We start from the raw sequence: 17,440 nt of genomic DNA, 5'->3' as shown, positions 1-17,440 counted from the left end.
GGTCGGAAAAATTCTGACCTGGTCGGAATACAATTATCGGAGTGCAGAAATGTCCAGATTACCTTTTAGCAAGTCACTATTAGCGTCCATGCTATCTGTGGCCTGCTGTTCCTGGAGCGCCCATGCGGCTCCTCAATCCCCGACGCCCTCTACCGCGCCCGAGCAAAATTCGGGCAAGCCTAACATCGTGGTGATTTTTGGCGATGACATTGGCTACTGGAACATCAGTTCCTATAACCAGGGCACCATGGGATACAAAACGCCCAACATCGACAGTATTGCCGCCGAGGGCGCCAAATTCACCTCGTATTACGCCGAGCAAAGCTCCACCGCCGGACGCTCGTCGTTTATCACCGGGCAGATGCCGTTCCGCACCGGCATGAGTAAAGTCGGTATGCCAGGTGCGCCGCAGGGTCTGCAGAAAGAAGATCCGACCATTGCCTCAATTCTGAAACAGCTCGGCTATGCCACCGGTCAGTTTGGTAAAAACCATCTGGGCGATCGCAATGAATTCCTGCCTACCGCACACGGCTTCGACGAGTTCTTTGGCAATCTTTATCACCTGAACGCCGAAGAAGAACCGGAAAACCCGGACTATCCGAAAGATCCTGAGTACCGTAAACAGTTCGGTCCGCGCGGCGTCATTAAAGCCAGCGCGGATGGCAAGGTTGAAGATACCGGGCCACTGAACGTGAAACGTATGGGCACGGTGGATGAAGAGTTCCTCGCCGCCAACAACGATTTCATGGAGCGTCAGGTCAAAGCGGGCAAACCGTTTTTTACCTGGTTCAACACCACGCGCATGCACAACAAAACGCACATTAAACCGCAGGATCAGGGCGTGACCGGTCTGGGCGACTACGCGGACGGCATGGTTGAGCACGATAAAATGATCGGCGAGGTGCTGAAGAAAATCAAAGACCTGGGTATCGAAGATAACACCATCGTGATTTACACCACCGACAACGGTCCGATGATCGCCACCTGGCCTGATTCCGGCATGACGCCATTCCGCGGCGAGAAAAATACCGGCTGGGAGGGCGGGTTCCGCGTCCCCGCGATGATCAAATGGCCGGGGCATATTAAGCCTGGCACGATGATCAACGATATTTTCGGCAGCAACGACTGGTTCCCGACGCTTGTTGCCGCAGCGGGCGTGCCGGATATCAAACAGCAGCTGCTGAAAGGCTATAAGACCAGCGCCATGACCTACAAAGTGCATCTGGACGGTTACAACCAGCTGGATTTCCTGCAGGGCAAAGGGCCCGACCAGCGTAATGAGTTCTTCTACTGGAGCGATGACGGCGATCTGTTAGCGATGCGCTACGGTCGCTGGAAAGCGCATTTCATGATTCAGGAACACACCGGCCTCGACCTGTGGAAATATCCGTTCGTTAAACTGCGCACGCCACTGATCTTCGACCTGGAGATCGACCCGCTGGAGCGCGGTGACAGCGGTATGGATTACAACCACTGGTTCTATGACCGTCTGTTCCTGCTGGGTGGCGCGCAGAAATATGCCGCAGAAATGCTGCAAAGCTTCAAAGAGTTCCCGCCTCGTCAGAAACCCGGCTCCTTTACCGTTTCGGATGTGCAGAAACTGATTGACGAAGGCAGCCCGGCCACTAACTGAGTTATGACTCACAGCCGGGCACGCCGTGCCCGGTATTCGGAGGCATTGATGAAATACAGCACCACACTGCCGGTTCGCCCGTTGCCCTCGGCGGAAAAATACAACGGCATCGGTCCGGCGTATAAACGCCGCTTTCACGTGATGGCCAAGCCCACCGGCTCGCGCTGCAATATCGACTGCAACTACTGTTTTTACCTGCATAAAGAGCAGCTGCTGCAGCAGGATCATCACAGCGGCATGTCCGATGAAGTGCTGGAGAACTATATTCGCCAGTACATTGATAGTCAGGATGGCGATCGGGTGGTGTTCTCGTGGCAAGGCGGTGAACCGACGCTGATGGGGTTGCCGTGGTTTGAAAAGGTGGTGGCGCTGCAGCAAAAGTATCAGAAGCCAGGACAACGCATCGAGAATGATCTGCAAACCAATGGCATCCTGCTGAACGATAGCTGGGCGCGCTTTCTGAAGCAGCATCACTTTCTGGTCGGGCTGTCGATTGATGGCCCGCGCGAGTTGCACGATCGCTATCGCGTAACACGCAGCGGTAAACCGACTTTCGACAAAGTGATGGCGGGTGTGGCCGCGCTGCAACGCCACGGCGTGCCGTTCAACGCGCTGGTCACGGTCAACCGGACCAATGCACGCTTTCCGCTGCAGGTGTACCGCTTTCTCACGCGCGAACTGGGCGCGACCTATCTGCAATTCAATCCCTGCGTTGAGCCAGTCGATTTTACCCAAACCGCGCCGCAGTTCTGGCGCGATGACAGCATCCCGGTGAGCGGTTCCCGCCGCGCGCGGCCGGGCGATCTCGACTCGGTGGTGACCGACTGGTCGGTCGATCCCGATGACTGGGGACGCTTTCTCATCGCCGTGTTTGAGGAGTGGGTCAACAACGATTTAGGGCGCGTGCAGGTTAACCTGTTTGAAACGGCAGTGGCGCAAACCCTGGGCCTGCCGGGCCAGATCTGCGTGACTTCAGAGTTCTGCGGCAAGGGCCTCGCCATTGAAAAAAACGGTGATATCTATGCCTGCGATCACTACGTCTATCCGGAGTATCAGCTGGGCAATATTGCCAACACTAAACTGGCGCACCTGGCGTTTTCCGAACGGCAAAAAGCGTTTGGCCTCGGGAAACGCGACACCCTGCCCGCCGTCTGCAAACGCTGTCCTTACCTCAAATTATGCTGGGGCGAATGCCCGAAAAACCGCATCGTGCGCAGCGCAGAGGGTGAACCCGGCCTTAACTATCTCTGTCCCGGCATCAAAGCGTTTTTTTCCTATGCTCAGCCGATCCTGGTGGGTATCGCCACGCTGCTTGAGCGGGAAAAACAGGGAGTGACGCAATGACCCTGCGGCAACGGTTTCTCGACCTGGAAGCGAGCATGAACCAGCAGGTGCTGGGTCAGCCAGAGCTGGTGCGCATGCTGATTATCGCGCTGCTATGCGACGGCCACGTTCTGCTGGAAGGACTGCCCGGACTGGCCAAAACCCGTGCGGTGCGTGAGCTGGCGCGCCACATTGAAGGCAACTTCAGCCGTATTCAGTTCACACCGGATCTGCTGCCCTCGGATATCACCGGCAGCGAAATTTATCAGCAACACGCCACGCGTGAAGAGGAGCAGTTTCGTTTCCGGCCAGGCCCGGTGTTCGGCAACCTGATTCTGGCCGATGAGATCAACCGCGCCTCGGCCCGCGTGCAGTCGGCGTTGCTGGAAGCCATGGAGGAGCGTCATGTCACGGTGGCGGGCAACAGCTGGCCGCTGCCCGGCGTGTTTATGGTGCTGGCGACGCAGAACCCGGTCGATCAGGAAGGCACCTGGCCTCTGCCGGAAGCGCAGCTGGATCGCTTCCTGATGAAAGTGCTGGTGCACTATCCCTCGAAAGAGAATGAACAGCGCGTGATGCAGCTGGTGCGCGCCGAACAGCAGGCAAAATATCGCGAACAGGACACCCCTGCCGTCAGCGCCGCTGTGCCGCCGCTGGTGAAAATCAGCCAGGCGGACATCGGGCGCTGCTGGCAGGCCATTTCCGACATTTACGTCGCGCCCACGGTGGAAGATTACATCGTCTCGCTGGTGGAAATGACGCGCCAGCCGCAGCAGGTCAGCGACACCTTTGCCAGCTATGTGGCGCTGGGTATCAGCCCGCGCGGCACGCTGGCACTGGACCGCGCCGGGCGTGCGCAGGCGTGGCTCGAAGGGCGCGATGCGGTGTTGCCGGACGATATTCAGCGCATTGCCCCGGCGGTGCTGCGGCATCGTCTGCTGCTGAGTTATCAGGCCAGCGCCGACCAGGTGACAGCCGATGATGTGGTGCGCATGCTGCTGGATGCGGTGGTCGCATGACGGATACCGCACTGGCCGTCACCCTGCCCGGCCTGCTGGCGCTGGCGGGTGCAGCGCAGCAGCTGCGCAATCCGCCGGCTCAGCTGCCGCCCGGCGCAATGGCCGGCGAGCGCGTGTCGCGTCAGCAGGGACGCGGACTCAATTTTGACAGCCTGCGCCGCTATCAGCCGGGCGATGATGTGCGGCTGATCGACTGGCAGGCCACCGCGCGTCTGCGCACACCCTGGGTGCGGTTGTATAACGAAGAGCGCGAGCGGCCGGTATATCTGCTGGTTGATCAGCGCCTGGACATGTATTTCGCCACGCGCGGGCTGACTAAATCGGTTGCCGCCGCTCATCTGGCAGCGCTGCTGGCGTGGCGTAGCTGGCACGATGGCGATCGTCTCGGGGCCGCCGTGTTCAGCGATGATACCCTAAGGTTGCAGCGCTGCCGCTCGCCGAAACTCGCCCTGGCGCCGTGCCTGAATGACCTGCATCAAATGAATAATCAGCTGCCGGCGCGCTATCCGCAGGAGCCCGCCAGCAGTCTGCCACTCCATCAGGTGCTGCAACGTATCCGGGCGCAGGTGCCTGCCGGAAGCTGGCTGGCACTGATCAGCGATTTCCACGATCTTGACGCTCAGAGTGACGCGCTGCTGGCGGCGCTGGCGCGCCGGTGTGATATCACCGCCTTTGTGCTGCTCGACGATCTGCATCTGCGGCTTCCGCATCAGGGCTATCTCGCCGCGCATTACCAGCATCAGCACGTTACGCTGCCGCTTTCGCCCGCGTTGCGTCAGCAGATTAGCGAGCGGGTCACCGCCCGGCTGGCACAGCAGCAGACGCGACTGCTGCGGCTCGGCATCCGCGTGCAGCACATTGTGGTGAGTGAACCGTTATTGCGTCAGCTGACGCAGGGAGACGAGCATGCTGGAAAAAGGCTTTAGCGTTCCGCCACTGCTGCAGCCTGACCTGCCGCCCGCGATATCCTGGCTGCCGCTGCCTGCGGGCTGGTGGTGGCTGGCAGGCGCGTTAGCGGCCCTGCTTGTGCTGCTGGCGCTGTGGCGCACAGCGCGCTGGCGGCGCAATCGCTGGCGGCGTGAAGCGCGTCAGGTTTTACGTCACGACAACAGCATTGATAGCTGGCTGCGGCTGATTAAGCGGGTGCGGCTGGTGCACCAGCCGCGTGCTCAGGTCAGTGAACTGAGCCTCAGCCAGTTACTGCAGGAGCTACCGCTGGATGCCGCGACCTATCAGCGGCTGTTTGACGGTTACTGCCAGCCGGACAATAGCCTGTCGCCTGATGAAATGCAGCGCCTGCGCAGCCAGCTGCGGCGCTGGCTGGAGGCACTGCCCGATGTCTGAACTGCTTACCCGCTTCGATTTTGCCTGGCCGTGGGTCTGGCTCCTGCTGCCGCTGCCGCTGCTGACGCGCTTTCTGCTACCACCACGCCAGCCGGTCAGCGAAGAGGTGCGCGTGCCGTTCCTGCCGGAACTGGTGAGGGAGTTGCGTCTGGAGAATGCCCCTCCGGCCAGCCGCTGGCCTCAGACGCTGCTGTTCTGGCTGGTGTGGCTGCTGTTACTGGCCGCGCTGGCGCGCCCTGAGCTGCTGTTGCCACCGCAGCTACAGCATAAGCCGATGCGCAATGTGGTGCTGGTGCTGGATGTTTCCGGTTCGATGGCGAAAAACGACGCCGGCGCGGGCACCACTCGCCTGCAGGCGGTGCAGCGCTCGGTGCACAATTTTGTGCTCCAGCGAACCCGCGATCGCATCGGGCTGGTGATTTTTGCCAGTCAGGCGTGGCCGTTTGCGCCGATCAGCGCCGATAAGCAGGCACTGCTGGCGCGCATCAACCAGCTGGCACCCGGCATGGTGGGCCAGCAAACCGCCATCGGCGATGCGCTGGGGGTAGCGGTCAAACTGCTGGACAGCAGCCTGGAACAGGACGCCAGCCGCATGGTGATTTTACTTACCGACGGCAACGATACCGCTTCACAGCTGCCGCCCGCCCTCGCTGCGCAGCTGGCAGCAGAGCATCAGGTGCAGGTTGATACCATTGCCTTTGGCGATCTCAACGCCAGCGGCGAGGACAAAGTCGATAGCGCGCTGATGCAGGATATTGCCCGCATCACCGGCGGCAGCGCGTTTCAGGCGGCTACCTCAGGCAGCGCACTGCAACGTGTCTGGCAATCCATTGACGCCCAAACTCCGGCGCAGGTGGCGACGCTCGGTCTGTCGTTTACACGCCCGCTGTTTGCCTGGCCGCTCGGCGCGGCGCTGGCGCTGTTAACCGCGGCGTTGTTGCTGGCGCGACTGCGGGAGCGTGCAGCATGAATGGCTTTCATTTTATGCACCCGTGGTGGCTGTCCGGGCTGCTGGTTTGTCTGGCACTGGCGTGGCTATTGCGCGCGCCGCGCAGCGCCTGGCAGCGCATTATGACAGCGCCGTTTCACGCCCTGATTACCGGTAAGCGACTGCAGCGGCTGTCACCCGTACCGTGGCTGCTGGCGCTCGGCGTGCTGGCGCTGGCAGGGCCGTCATGGCAGAAGGCGTTACCGGGCGGCGTTACGCCGCAAAGTAACGTGATGGTGATTCTGCAACAGGATCTCAGCATGCTGGCGCAGGATCTCCCGCCCGACCGGCATCAGCGCATGCAGCATAAGATCGCTCAGCTGATGCAGCAGATGCCGGGTAGCCACTTTGGCCTTGTGGTGTATCGCGGCGGTGCCTGGCTGACCACGCCGCTGACCAACGATCCGGCCTTTTACTCGCTGTTCTTGCAGGCGCAGCAGCCAACGTTACTGCCGGACGGTCAGGGCAATGGCCTGGCGGCCGCTCTCAGGCTGGCCGATGATAATCTGCCGGACACGCCGCGCAGCATTGTGCTGGTGGCCGATACGTTGCGCCAGGATGATGCCCGGTTGCTCGGCCAGACCTCGCTGCCGCTGCAGCTGTGGGTGCCCGGCACTGCGCCAGGCGGCCCCTTGCCGCCCGCTTTCGCCAGTCAGGCTATTGATACCCGCCTCAACGTGGCGCGCTTCCAGCAGCTACGCGCCAACGGCGTGGCGGTTACGCTCGCCACCCCCGATGACAGCGATCTGCCTGCCATCAGACGCCATATTCAGCAAAGCCTCAGCGCCCAGCAAAACAGTCGCGAGGATCTGCCGTGGCACAACAGCGGCTACTGGCTGATTGCGCCGATGTTGTTGCTGCTGCTGTGGTGGCGTCGTCAGATACTGATCGTGCTGATTGTGTTGCCGCTCGGTGGGATAACGCCGCCGGCCGCCGCCGCGCTGCTGGATGCGTTTATCCCGCCCGACCTGCAAGGGCAACATGCCTTTCAACGGCAGGATTACGCGCGCGCGGCGCAGCACTATGTCGATCCGCTGCGCCGCGGCATTGCGCTCTACTATGCCGGTGATTTTTCCGCCGCCAGCGGCGCTTTTCGTCAGGCACCCGTGACGCCTGAATCGCTGTTGTGGCTGGGCAACAGCCTGGCGCAGCAGAAACAGTGGCAGCAGGCGCTGCAGCATTACGATCAGGCGCTGAGCCTGCGTCCCGACTGGCGAATGGCACAGCAAAATCGCGCCAGTATCGCGCGCATTGTGATGCAGCTTCGTCAGCAGGAGCGCGATCGCCAGGCGGCACAGGGAAAAGAGCAGGATTACGATCCTGACGGCAGCAAAAAAGACCTTCACAAACAGCAGGGCGTCGCGCAGCAGGTCATGCAGCCTGCAGGTCACGCGGCACCGCAGGTCAGTCAGTGGTACGACAATCTCAGCCTGTCGCCCGGTGGCCTGCTGGAATATCTCTATCGTCAGGAGTCACCATGAGAACGCTGCTGATTTGCCTGCTGCTGCTGACCGGGCCCGCGCGCGCCGCAATGGACATCACGCGCGAGCTGGTTGGCGATGACCGTTTGGTGCCGGGTCAGCCGCTGCGCGTCGCGGTAACCTACTGGACCGATAGCTGGTTTAACCCGCCGCCACAGTGGCCTGACTTCCCGGTCAGCAACGGCACGCTGTTGCCGGCGGCCATTCCCAATCAGCTGGTATCGCGTCAGCGTGACGGTGTCAGCTGGAGCGGCATCCGCATGGAGCGCCAGCTGATGGCCTGGGATCAGGGCAAACTGCAGCTGCCGGCGCTGGACATCACCCTGCAATCCGCGGGCCAGCCGCCGCAGACCGTTACGCTGCCAGCGCTGGAAAAAAATGTGCGCTGGCCGCCGGGTGTGCAGCAGCCGGATCGCTTCCTGCCCGCCGCCACGCTGCATCTGCAGGAAAAAGTGACGCTATATTGTGCCGCGCAGGGCGACGCGCTGCATGTCGGCGACGTGGTGGAACGGCAGATAACGCTGCAGGCCAGCGGTGTGGTCGCCGGACAGATTCCACCGGTGCTGATCGACCTGCCCGGTGCCAGTACCCAGCTGCTGACGCCCGAGGTTAGCGTCCTGACCAGCGGACGCGGTGAAATCACTGGCAGCCAGCGACGCGAGCGGCTGCGCTATCTGCCGGACAGCGCCGGCAGCCTGACGCTGCCGCCGGTGCAGCTGCGCTGGTGGGATACCCGACAACAGACATGGCAGCTCGCCACGCTGCCCGCCCATCACTATGACATTCTGCCTGCGCGCCCGGCCGGCAGCGAACAGGTGCTGCGTGCCGGGCCTGAACGCCCCTGGTGGCAGTGGCTGCTGCTCGCCGCAACCGTGGTTCTCCTCGTCGCAGTGCTGTGGGCTGTCCGTCGTTTACTGCGTCAGGCGCTGATGTTTGCCGGCCATGCGTGGAGCCGCCTGTGGCGTATTCATGCGCTGCCCGATCTCGTTCCACATCACAGGAGTCGCCGATGAAAACTGTTTCTATACTGGCGGGCCTCACGCTGTGCCTCGCTAGCGTCAGTCAGGCTGACGATCTCTCCGCCTGGCGTGAGGGTGCGGCAAAGCGTGCCATTACACAGTGGGTGGATGACACCACCCGCGCCGGCAGCGCTGACTTTATTCCTCTTAACCAGCGCTACGTGGTGTTCGATAATGACGGCACGCTATGGCCGGAAGCACCGCTCACCTTTCAGCTGCAGTTTGCGCTCGATGAAGTGAAACGGCTGGCACCGCAGCATCCGCGGTGGCAGCAGGATGCGCTGGTGCAGGCGGTGGTCAGCAACAACACGGCCGCTATTGCTGCCAGCGGGAAAAAGGGGCTGATGCATTTGCTGACACTGACTCACAGCGGTATCACCACCGATGAGTTTGCACAACGCGTGCAGAACTGGGTGGCGACGCAGCGGGATACGCGTTTTGGCTGCCGCTACGATCGCATGGGCTATCTGCCGATGCGCCAGCTGCTGGATTATCTGCGCGCTCACGGTTTCCGCACCTGGATTATCTCCGGCGGCGGCATCGATTTTATGCGCGTGCTGGCGGAACAGATGTACGGCATTCCACCCGAGCAGGTGGTTGGCTCGTTTTCCCTTGCGGAATTTTCACTCAGCGACAACGGCACGCAGTTGCGGAAAACCATGAATGGTGCATTTTATGATGATGAAGCGGCCAAACCGGTGGCCATCCATCTGTTCATGGGCCATCGGCCGGTAGCAGCGTTCGGCAACAGCGACGGCGATGTGCCGATGCTGCAATACACCTCGGGGAATCCTGCCGCCAGCACCTTCGGCCTGCTGGTGCATCACACCGATGCACAGCGGGAATACGCCTACGATGCGCATCCGCCGGCCAGCGGCAAACTGGTTAACGGTCTCAGGCTGGCCGCGCACTATGGCTGGACCGTTGTCGATATGAAACAGGACTGGGGTACGGTGTTCGATCCCGCCCAGTGCCCGGCCGCCGTTTCCGTTCATCAAGGAGAAGCAAAATGAAAACATTACCTTTCACTGCCATGATCGCCCTGCTCACCCTGAGTGCCACGTCTGCGCTGGCAGCGTCGCCGTATGAGAATCTGGCGCTGGCGCTGCGGCAGCAGACCATGATCAACGATCTGCGCACTCACTGCCGCGTGCCGGTCTCCATCGACGACGAAAAAATCAAGCAGACCTTTCTGGCGGATAAGAGCAATCACAACGCGCTGCTGCAGGCGGCTGATGCGCTGAAGATGGGCAAGCATCAGCATTATCAGCAGCTGATGTCGCAGATAACCTGCCCGGATTTTAGCTGATCGTCGCTGGCAGGAAATGCCAGACGCCATCGTGGTCAGCGCGGAACAGGCCAGCGGCGTGGCGCTGCGGTTTCAGGCGTAATCTACGGTTTGAGCTGCGCCCGCGCGGTGTAAAAGCGACGGTAGGACAGATACGCCGCGATGATGGTCGACAGGCTGGCGGTGGCAATCAGCATAAACGTCACCATGATCTGGTACTTGATGGCCTTTACCGGATCGATCCCGGCGAAAATCAACCCGGACATCATGCCTGGCAGACTTACCAGCCCCACCGTTTTCGCGCCGTCAACGGTGGGGATCATCGCGGCACGAATACTGTCACGCATCAGCCCGGCGGATGCGCGTTTGATCGGCGCGCCCAGGCTGAGCATCTCCATGATTTTCTGCTGGTTGTCGCTAAAGCGCTGATTGAGGTTGGTGAAACACAGTCCGACCGCCACCATGGCGTTACCGGCAATCATGCCGGAAATGGGGATTACCTGCATGGGAACAAAGGCAATGGCGCCGCTCAGCAGCAGCACCGTTAGTGTCAGTGCCGTACCGCTGGTAATCGCCACCAGCGCGATGATAAAACCATGATCGATCCGCCGGCTGCGTTTGCGCGCATTCAGCGCTGCATTGACGCAGATAAACAGCACCATCAGTAGCGTCAGCCAGTCATTATTGACATCGAAAATTGACTTCAGCACGTAACCGACGATCACCAGCTGGATAATGGCGCGCGTGACACTCCACAGAATGTCTTTGCTCATCCCCAGCTTCTCTTTCTGGCTAATCAGCAGCGCTACCAGCACCAGCATGAGTGAAAGCAGCAGCGAGCTGTCGCTGATATTATGCTGATTCATACTGTTCTCCCGCTGCGGGTGGGGTCAGCCGCAGAATACGCTCAGCGGCATCAATCTCCTGTACGTCATGGCTGATACGGATCACCGCCAGCCCTTTTTCCGCCACCAGCGCGGCAATCAGCTGGTTAACCCGTTGTTTATTGGGCTCGTCCAGTGCGCTGGTCACTTCGTCCAGCAACAATACCTGTGGCAGAAACTGCAGATTGCGCAGCAAAGCCACCCGCTGTTTTTCACCGCCAGAGAGTCCGGCAACGTTTTTGTCCAGCATTTCGGCGGATAAATGCAGACTGCGCAACGCCGCCACCAGCTGCTCGCGCGACGGTTGTTGCTGACGCAGCTGCCACGGCAGCGCCAGGTTATCATAAACCGTGTCACCAAACAGTTGCGGTGTCTGGAAACAGTAGGAGACCTGCTGGCGATAATGTTCGACTTTCAGCGTGTGAATATCCCTCTGCTGAAACAGGATCTCGCCGCTATCGGGCTCCAGCAGTGAGGCAATAATTTTCAGCAACGTGCTTTTGCCGCTACCGGACGGGCCGGTGAGCAACAGCGTTTCACCTGCGTACAGCTGCAGTGATACCGGCGCCAGCAAGGTGCGCCCCTGCACGGCCAGCGTGACGTCTTGTACCGCCAGCAAAGGAGAATCAGCAGACATAAAAGGCATCCGTGAGAAATTGTCGGCAGATTATAGTCAGCTGCACAAGGCAGGGGAATGCGTCACGATGCGGAGAGCGGCTGCCGTTTAACCGCCGTGGCTTTACAACGCGGCAGAAATCCGCATGCTGGTGACATTCAGGACCACTTTCTTCATTACTATGACCGCCACCAAAACCGGATTTCTCTGCGCGAGCGTGCTGCTGCTGAGCGCGCTGACGCTGCTGTCGTTGCACTGGAGCGCGTTTCAGGCATGGGCGCTGCAAAGTCAGATTCAGCTGCACCGGCTGCTGGTTACCCATTTACTGCAAATCAATAGCGGCCAGTACAGTGCCGGACTGTGGCTGCTGGCTGTGACCTTCATTTACGGCATTCTGCACGCGGTGGGTCCCGGGCACGGTAAATTTATCGTTACCACCTGGCTGACCACCCATCAGCCCCCGCGCGGCGTAGCGCTGAGCGTGCCGCTGCTGGGCAGCCTGGTGCAGGGCCTGAGCGCGATTGCCTTTGTCTTTATCCTCGCGGTTGGTTTTAACCTGACCACCGGCGATCTCAGCCTGAGCCGCTGGTATCTGGAGAAAGCCAGCGCTGTGTTCATCGCCGGGCTGGGCGTGATGATGCTGCTGCAAGCCTGGCGCAGGCCGCCAGCGGAGCATAATCATGATCATTGCGGCCACGCGCATGGCGTCGCGGCTGGGCACCACAGCGACTGGAAAAGCTGGACGGGCATTATTATTGCCACCGGCGTGCGGCCGTGCAGCGGTGCGCTGACGGTGCTGCTGTTCGCCAGCGTCATCGGCATTACGCGCTGGGGCATGCTGGCGGTGATGAGTATGGCGCTCGGTACCGGCATGGCGCTGGTGGCGCTGGCACTGTTTGTGCAGCATTACCGTCAGCGCGCCGGGCAGCTGTGGCTGGCAGAGCGCTCGCCGCAGGCGGCATCGCTGCTGAGAGCGGTACGGATCGCCGGTGGGATATTGCTGGTGATGTTTGCGCTGGTGCTGTTTTTTACCGTGGTGCCGGTGAGTGCCAACGGGGATTATATTGCGGCGGGATGTTGAGGTGCATGGGTTGGGGTGGGTGCGGTTTTCCCCTCACCCTAACCCTCTCCCGCACGCGGGAGAGGGGACGTTAAGTGCCGCTTTGGGCACGGGCTTAATGATCAGAAACGGTATTTCGCGGACAGCATAAAATTGCGCGGTTCGCCGTAGACGATGCCGGTGCTGTCGACGTTTTCGTCGTACTCTTTGTCGAACAGGTTATTCAGGTTGGCCTGCAGGCTGAGGTTTTTGGTCACGTCGTAGCGCGCGAACAGATCCACCAGCGCATAGCTGCCCTGACGGGTGCGCCAGGTGCCATTGCCATCCGGGCCACTGATATCCGCGTAAGTTCCCGCCTGCCAGTTCACCCCGCCACCCAGCGTCAGCTGGTCCAGCATCGGCAGGCGATAGCTGGTGAACAGGTTGAACGACGTGCGCGGCAGCTGTGAATTATAGCGATCGCCGTTGGCGTCTTCCGCCACATACGAAGTCCCGCCAAAGGTCATCTGCCAGTTATCGGTCAGCGCCCCATTCACCTCAAACTCGACGCCACGACTTACCACGCCCTTCTTCGCCACGTAAATGGTGTTACCGGTCTGCGCATTGGTCTGTCCGGTGCTCTGACCGACGTTATCCAGTTCGGTGCGGAAGATCGATACCGAGGTGGTCAGACGGCTGTTGAACCAGTCGGATTTCACGCCGGCTTCGTAGTTTTTGCCAATCACCGGCGAGAGATACGCGCCTGACGCATCCTGATAATCCTGCGGCTGGAACACCGAAGTGTAGCTGGCGTAGGCAGACCAGTTATCGTAGAAGTCCCAAATTACCCCACCGTACGGCGTGATGTTGTTTTTCTCCATCTCTGCCGTCAGCGTCTGGCGGTTCCAGTTGGTGTAGCGCGCCCCGACGATCAGGTGCAGCGGATCGGCCAGATTGATGCGCGTCGCAAGATACGCTGACTTCTGCCGCACCAGTTGGGTGTCGGCCGCAGGTTCACGCGGATTCCAGTCGGTTTCCGGGAAATCGCCGTTAAATTGGTTGAAGTTGCCCAGCTCGGCTGACGAAATGTTGGCCCAGGCGCTGTAATATTTGTTGTCCTGACGGCTGTAGTTCACCCCGACCATCAGCTCATGCTGGCGGCCCAGCAGTTCATAAGGACCGCTGGCGAAGGCATCGACCGCATCCACCTTACGTTTGCCGGTGTTGTAGCCGGTTCCGCCCACCACCGGATAGCCGGCATAACCAGAGACGCCTGCGCCAGTGGTTTTATCGAAGTAACCGTCGAGATACAGCTGCTTGCTGTCGAGGAACATCTCGTTATGCGTGCCGTTAAGGGTGATGTTCCAGCCGTTATCGAAATTCTGCTGCAGGTTAACAAAGACCTTTTTATTTTCTTTGTTGTTGTAAGCCCATTCAGGTGCGGTGTTATAGCCGCGACGGGAGTGGATCTGCGTGCCGTCGGTGTACCAGCGTGGCGCGCCGCCCCACATCGGTGAATCCGTGTTCACCTGGCTGAATTCATAACCAACAGACAGTCTGGTGGCGTCCGTCACGTCAGCGTCGACCACGCCGTAGATAAACTTCTTATCGGCGCCGTAGCGTTCAATGAAGCTGTTTTTGTCTTCATAGCCGGCCACCAGGCGACCGCGCACGTTGCCTTCCGGTGACAGCGGTGCAGAAAGATCGGCGACGTAACGCTGCTTATTCCAGCTGCCATAGCCAGCTTCAAGGCTACCGGTAAACTCTTTGCTGTCGGCATGTTTACGCACCATGTTGATGGCGGCGGAAGGATTGCCCGGTCCGGTCAGCAGGCCCGTTGCGCCACGCACCACTTCGACGCGCTCGTACAGCGCGGTATCGGTCTGCGCATCACCGAGGTTCCAGCGCTGGGCAAACGCGGTCGGAATGCCGTCGGTCATGTAATTATCGATCAGGAAACCGCGCGAATAGTAATTGATGCGGTCCATATCGGCGGCCACACCGTGGATGCCGGTGGTGTTGCTCAGTACGTCGTTCAGCGACTGCAGCTGTTGATCCTGCATGCGCTGCTTGCTGATGATGGTGACCGACTGGGGAATATCACGTGCGGTCAGCGCCATTTTGGTGCCGGCCCGCGTCACCGGTACGCTGTAATCCGCTGCGGCCTGCGTCTGCTGCGCTTCCGCGCTGGCGCTGGCATCAACGGTCAGGGTGGCCTCACTGTTTTGCGTATCGGCCGCCTGCGCGACACCCGAGGCAACCAGCACTGCCAGCAGTGACAGGCGCAGCGCGCGCTGCGGCGCAAGACCTGCGTCCCGGACGCGCATCTCTTTGCAAGACATAATATTCCTCAATCGGCTTATCGTTATTTTGTGGTGAGCATGTGGTTAAGAAAGCAAATGAGAAATATACGCATTAAGATTAACATTGCAAGAAATTGTTACTGCCTTTCTGACGCCTTTACACTGCGAAAAAATCTTATGCTTCAGGGAGTAACGGCACTGATACTGCTTTACAGGAAACTATCACGCCTGAAATCATCCTTAATCTGAGTCAACCGGTGCGTGACCTACGGCCTCCCCGCCTGAACGGCTGTGCCTGCATCCTGCTATGGCATCTGAACACCACGTATGTACCAGCCTGGTACCCGGTCACCGCCATTGATTTATAATTACGCTGCCGATGGGAAGGTGTTTATAAAATTTCCTTTTCTGCGCTAAGGTTGACCAGTTATGCTTTTAATCCCTGCAGCAATCGCTGCGTTGTTAACATGACGCCATTTATTAAGCTGTAAATCGCCGTGACGTATATTGCGTGAGATGCTGCGATGTTAAATGAACGGTTTAACGTAGGTGGCTGGTAATATTAAATCCGCCGCTAACATGTTTATGCGTAATCAATGAAGAGACAAAAATCTTTACGCCCAATCAAAAACTGTACAGGCCGGGGCATATTTCCGGACAAATCTGTCGGCGGGTGAATATTTCCATTTGAATAAAATTGCCGTAGAATGCACGCTTTCAAATCAGTGGTATCAGTAATAAGGGTTTATACATGAGCGATGCACTCAAGGCATTGAACAATCTTCGTACGCTGCGTGCTGAAGCACGTAATATTGAGGTTGCGGTATTAAACGAAATGCTGGAGAAGTTTGCCGTGGTGGTCGCCGAACGCCGCGAAGAGACGGCTGCAGAGAGTGCTGCACAGCGCGAAAAAGAAGAGAAGCTGGCGTTATATAAAGAGATGCTGCGCAAAGACGGCATTACAATTAATGAACTGGCGCAATTAAACCAGGGTGAAACGAAGAGCAAAGCAAAACGTGCACCGCGTCCGGCGAAGTATAAATTTACCGACGAACAGGGTAATGAGAAATTCTGGACCGGTCAGGGTCGTACTCCCTCGCCGATAAAGTCAGCGATTGACGCTGGCGGTTCGCTGGATGATTTTCTGATTTAATCCAGTCGCAGGAAATCGGGGCGGAACCGGCTAATTGCCGCATCACCGCCCCTGTATCGCGGCACCCTAAATGCTTTCATGCAATCCTTTCATACAGTGTGCTGCGAGGTGATTAGGCCATTACGCCTTCCCACACCCGCCCGTCAGATTAACGCTGCACAGGCGCGCGCAATGCGTTTACCCGCCTCCTCAACGCTATCGATATCCGTGGCGATCGATAAACGGAAATACGGCGACAGGCCGTAAGCACTGCCCGCCACGCCGGACACACCGCTCTCCAGCAGATAATTCAGCACATCCTGTTCGTCATGCAGTACGGCGCCGTCAGGCCGGGTTTTGCCCAGCAGGCCAGCACAGCGACAAAAGACAAAAAATGCGCCCTGAGGTTGCAGCACTTCAATGCCGGCCACCTGCTGCAACTGCTGCACAATGACATCGCGTCGCGCCTGATACGCGGCGCGCTGCGGGGGCAGAAAATCGAGCCCACCGTTAAAGGCCGCAACCGCCGCCGCCTGGCTGATGGCGCTGGCACCAGAACTGTTCTGCGACTGCACCACCACCATGGCATCAATCAGCGGCTGCGGCCCGGCAGCAAAGCCAATGCGCCAGCCGGTCATGGCATAGGTTTTCGACACGCCTCCCACCAGCAAAACGCGTTCAGCCAGATCCGGTGCCACCTGCAGCAGGCTAATGTGCTGACGATCGTCAAACAGGATATGTTCGTACAGCTCATCCAGCATAATCAGCACATTGGGATGATCGCGCAGCACCGTCGCCAGGGCCTGCAACTCCTGTGCGCTGTACACCATGCCAGAGGGATTGCCGGGATTGTTCAGCACCAGCCAGCGGGTTTTCTCAGTGATCGCCTGCGCCAGTTGCGCCGGCTGCAGCTTGTACTGCTGCTCAAGCGGACAAGGCAGCAGCACCGCCTCGCCACCGTTGAAACGCACACTGTCCGGAAAAGTTGGCCAGTATGGCATGGGCACAATCACCTCGTCGCCGTCGTTTAGCGTCGCGGCAAACGCGTTGAAGATGATTTGCTTTGCGCCGTTGGCGATACAGATTTGACCCAGCGCGTACTGCAGCTGGTTCTCGCGCGCCAGTTTGGCCTGCACCGCTTTACGCAGCGCGGTGGTGCCATTGGTCGGCGTATAACGGGTTTCACCGTCATCCATCGCGGCGCTGGCGGCGGCACGGATGTGCGCGGGCGTATCAAAATCCGGCTCACCGGTGGTGAGGTCAAGAATATCCACGCCCTGCTCTTTTAGCTGGCGCGTCAGCTGGCGTGCCGCCGCGTTAGCCGAGAGCGACACAGACTGTACGCGCTTCGATAGGGTGATCATGTTGCGC

16 protein-coding genes are annotated in these 17,440 nt (G+C 59.5%); 12 read left to right on the top strand and 4 right to left on the bottom strand.

The window, feature by feature from the left end; genetic code table 11:
• The first annotated feature begins 49 nt into the window (after nucleotides 1-49).
• From KOL70_RS18175 to KOL70_RS18130, 10 genes are read left to right on the top strand one after another with little or no spacing between them, the layout of a single operon-like run.
• Nucleotides 50-1,633 carry an arylsulfatase gene (locus KOL70_RS18175; protein WP_127834936.1) on the top strand — a complete coding sequence of 528 codons (1,584 nt, stop codon included), beginning with the start codon at nucleotides 50-52 and terminating at the stop codon, nucleotides 1,631-1,633.
• Between the two features lie 48 nt (nucleotides 1,634-1,681).
• Nucleotides 1,682-2,977 (top strand): anaerobic sulfatase maturase, encoded by a 1,296-nt coding sequence (locus tag KOL70_RS18170; RefSeq protein WP_215481268.1) that lies wholly within the window; start codon nucleotides 1,682-1,684, stop codon nucleotides 2,975-2,977.
• Entirely contained in the window at nucleotides 2,974-3,975 is a 1,002-nt protein-coding gene (locus KOL70_RS18165; protein ID WP_215481267.1) for a MoxR family ATPase, read from the top strand. Before KOL70_RS18170 ends, KOL70_RS18165 begins: the two co-directional genes overlap by 4 nt.
• A complete protein-coding gene (locus KOL70_RS18160) occupies nucleotides 3,972-4,901 on the top strand; it encodes a DUF58 domain-containing protein (RefSeq protein ID WP_215481266.1) in 930 nt (309 codons plus the stop codon). Before KOL70_RS18165 ends, KOL70_RS18160 begins: the two co-directional genes overlap by 4 nt.
• Complete coding sequence (locus tag KOL70_RS18155) at nucleotides 4,882-5,319, top strand: DUF4381 family protein (protein ID WP_215481265.1); 438 nt, start codon at nucleotides 4,882-4,884, stop codon at nucleotides 5,317-5,319. Before KOL70_RS18160 ends, KOL70_RS18155 begins: the two co-directional genes overlap by 20 nt.
• Nucleotides 5,312-6,289, top strand: coding sequence for a VWA domain-containing protein (locus tag KOL70_RS18150; protein ID WP_215481264.1), 978 nt, complete (start codon nucleotides 5,312-5,314; stop codon nucleotides 6,287-6,289). The genes KOL70_RS18155 and KOL70_RS18150 overlap by 8 nt, the downstream gene beginning before the upstream one ends.
• On the top strand, nucleotides 6,286-7,788 hold the full coding sequence (locus tag KOL70_RS18145) for a VWA domain-containing protein (protein WP_215481263.1): 1,503 nt from the start codon (nucleotides 6,286-6,288) through the stop codon (nucleotides 7,786-7,788). The genes KOL70_RS18150 and KOL70_RS18145 overlap by 4 nt, the downstream gene beginning before the upstream one ends.
• Nucleotides 7,785-8,801 carry a BatD family protein gene (locus tag KOL70_RS18140; protein WP_215481262.1) on the top strand — a complete coding sequence of 339 codons (1,017 nt, stop codon included), beginning with the start codon at nucleotides 7,785-7,787 and terminating at the stop codon, nucleotides 8,799-8,801. Before KOL70_RS18145 ends, KOL70_RS18140 begins: the two co-directional genes overlap by 4 nt.
• A complete protein-coding gene (locus tag KOL70_RS18135) occupies nucleotides 8,798-9,820 on the top strand; it encodes an HAD family phosphatase (protein WP_211726844.1) in 1,023 nt (340 codons plus the stop codon). Before KOL70_RS18140 ends, KOL70_RS18135 begins: the two co-directional genes overlap by 4 nt.
• On the top strand, nucleotides 9,817-10,116 hold the full coding sequence (locus KOL70_RS18130) for a YicS family protein (protein ID WP_150058950.1): 300 nt from the start codon (nucleotides 9,817-9,819) through the stop codon (nucleotides 10,114-10,116). The genes KOL70_RS18135 and KOL70_RS18130 overlap by 4 nt, the downstream gene beginning before the upstream one ends.
• 83 nt (nucleotides 10,117-10,199) lie before the next feature.
• Here KOL70_RS18130 and fetB read toward each other — a convergent pair whose 3' ends face one another.
• Both fetB and fetA read right to left on the bottom strand, forming a co-directional pair.
• The gene (gene fetB / locus KOL70_RS18125; protein WP_021509035.1) at nucleotides 10,200-10,961 is read right to left on the bottom strand and encodes an iron export ABC transporter permease subunit FetB; all 762 of its coding nucleotides are present in this window, start codon (nucleotides 10,959-10,961) and stop codon (nucleotides 10,200-10,202) included.
• On the bottom strand, nucleotides 10,948-11,616 hold the full coding sequence (fetA, locus tag KOL70_RS18120; RefSeq protein ID WP_215481261.1) for an iron ABC transporter ATP-binding protein FetA: 669 nt from the start codon (nucleotides 11,614-11,616) through the stop codon (nucleotides 10,948-10,950). Before fetA ends, fetB begins: the two co-directional genes overlap by 14 nt.
• A gap of 160 nt (nucleotides 11,617-11,776) precedes the next feature.
• Between fetA and KOL70_RS18115 the strand changes: the two genes are divergently transcribed.
• On the top strand, nucleotides 11,777-12,676 hold the full coding sequence (locus KOL70_RS18115; RefSeq protein ID WP_215481417.1) for a nickel/cobalt transporter: 900 nt from the start codon (nucleotides 11,777-11,779) through the stop codon (nucleotides 12,674-12,676).
• Nucleotides 12,677-12,777: 101 nt separating this feature from the next.
• Here KOL70_RS18115 and fhuE read toward each other — a convergent pair whose 3' ends face one another.
• Complete coding sequence (gene fhuE / locus KOL70_RS18110; protein WP_211724603.1) at nucleotides 12,778-14,976, bottom strand: ferric-rhodotorulic acid/ferric-coprogen receptor FhuE; 2,199 nt, start codon at nucleotides 14,974-14,976, stop codon at nucleotides 12,778-12,780.
• Nucleotides 14,977-15,688: 712 nt separating this feature from the next.
• Here fhuE and KOL70_RS18105 point away from each other — a divergent pair.
• Complete coding sequence (locus tag KOL70_RS18105) at nucleotides 15,689-16,090, top strand: H-NS family nucleoid-associated regulatory protein (protein WP_021509031.1); 402 nt, start codon at nucleotides 15,689-15,691, stop codon at nucleotides 16,088-16,090.
• Between the two features lie 143 nt (nucleotides 16,091-16,233).
• Here the strand turns inward: KOL70_RS18105 and KOL70_RS18100 are convergent, their stop codons facing one another.
• Entirely contained in the window at nucleotides 16,234-17,433 is a 1,200-nt protein-coding gene (locus KOL70_RS18100; RefSeq protein WP_215481260.1) for an aminotransferase class I/II-fold pyridoxal phosphate-dependent enzyme, read from the bottom strand.
• Nucleotides 17,434-17,440: the final 7 nt, after the last annotated feature.

The sequence above is a fragment of the Pantoea sp. B270 genome (assembly GCF_018726825.1).
Classification (GTDB): domain Bacteria; phylum Pseudomonadota; class Gammaproteobacteria; order Enterobacterales; family Enterobacteriaceae; genus Pantoea; species Pantoea dispersa.
Note: the sequence above shows the minus strand (reverse complement) of the source record. Positions and strands in the feature narration are given on the sequence as shown.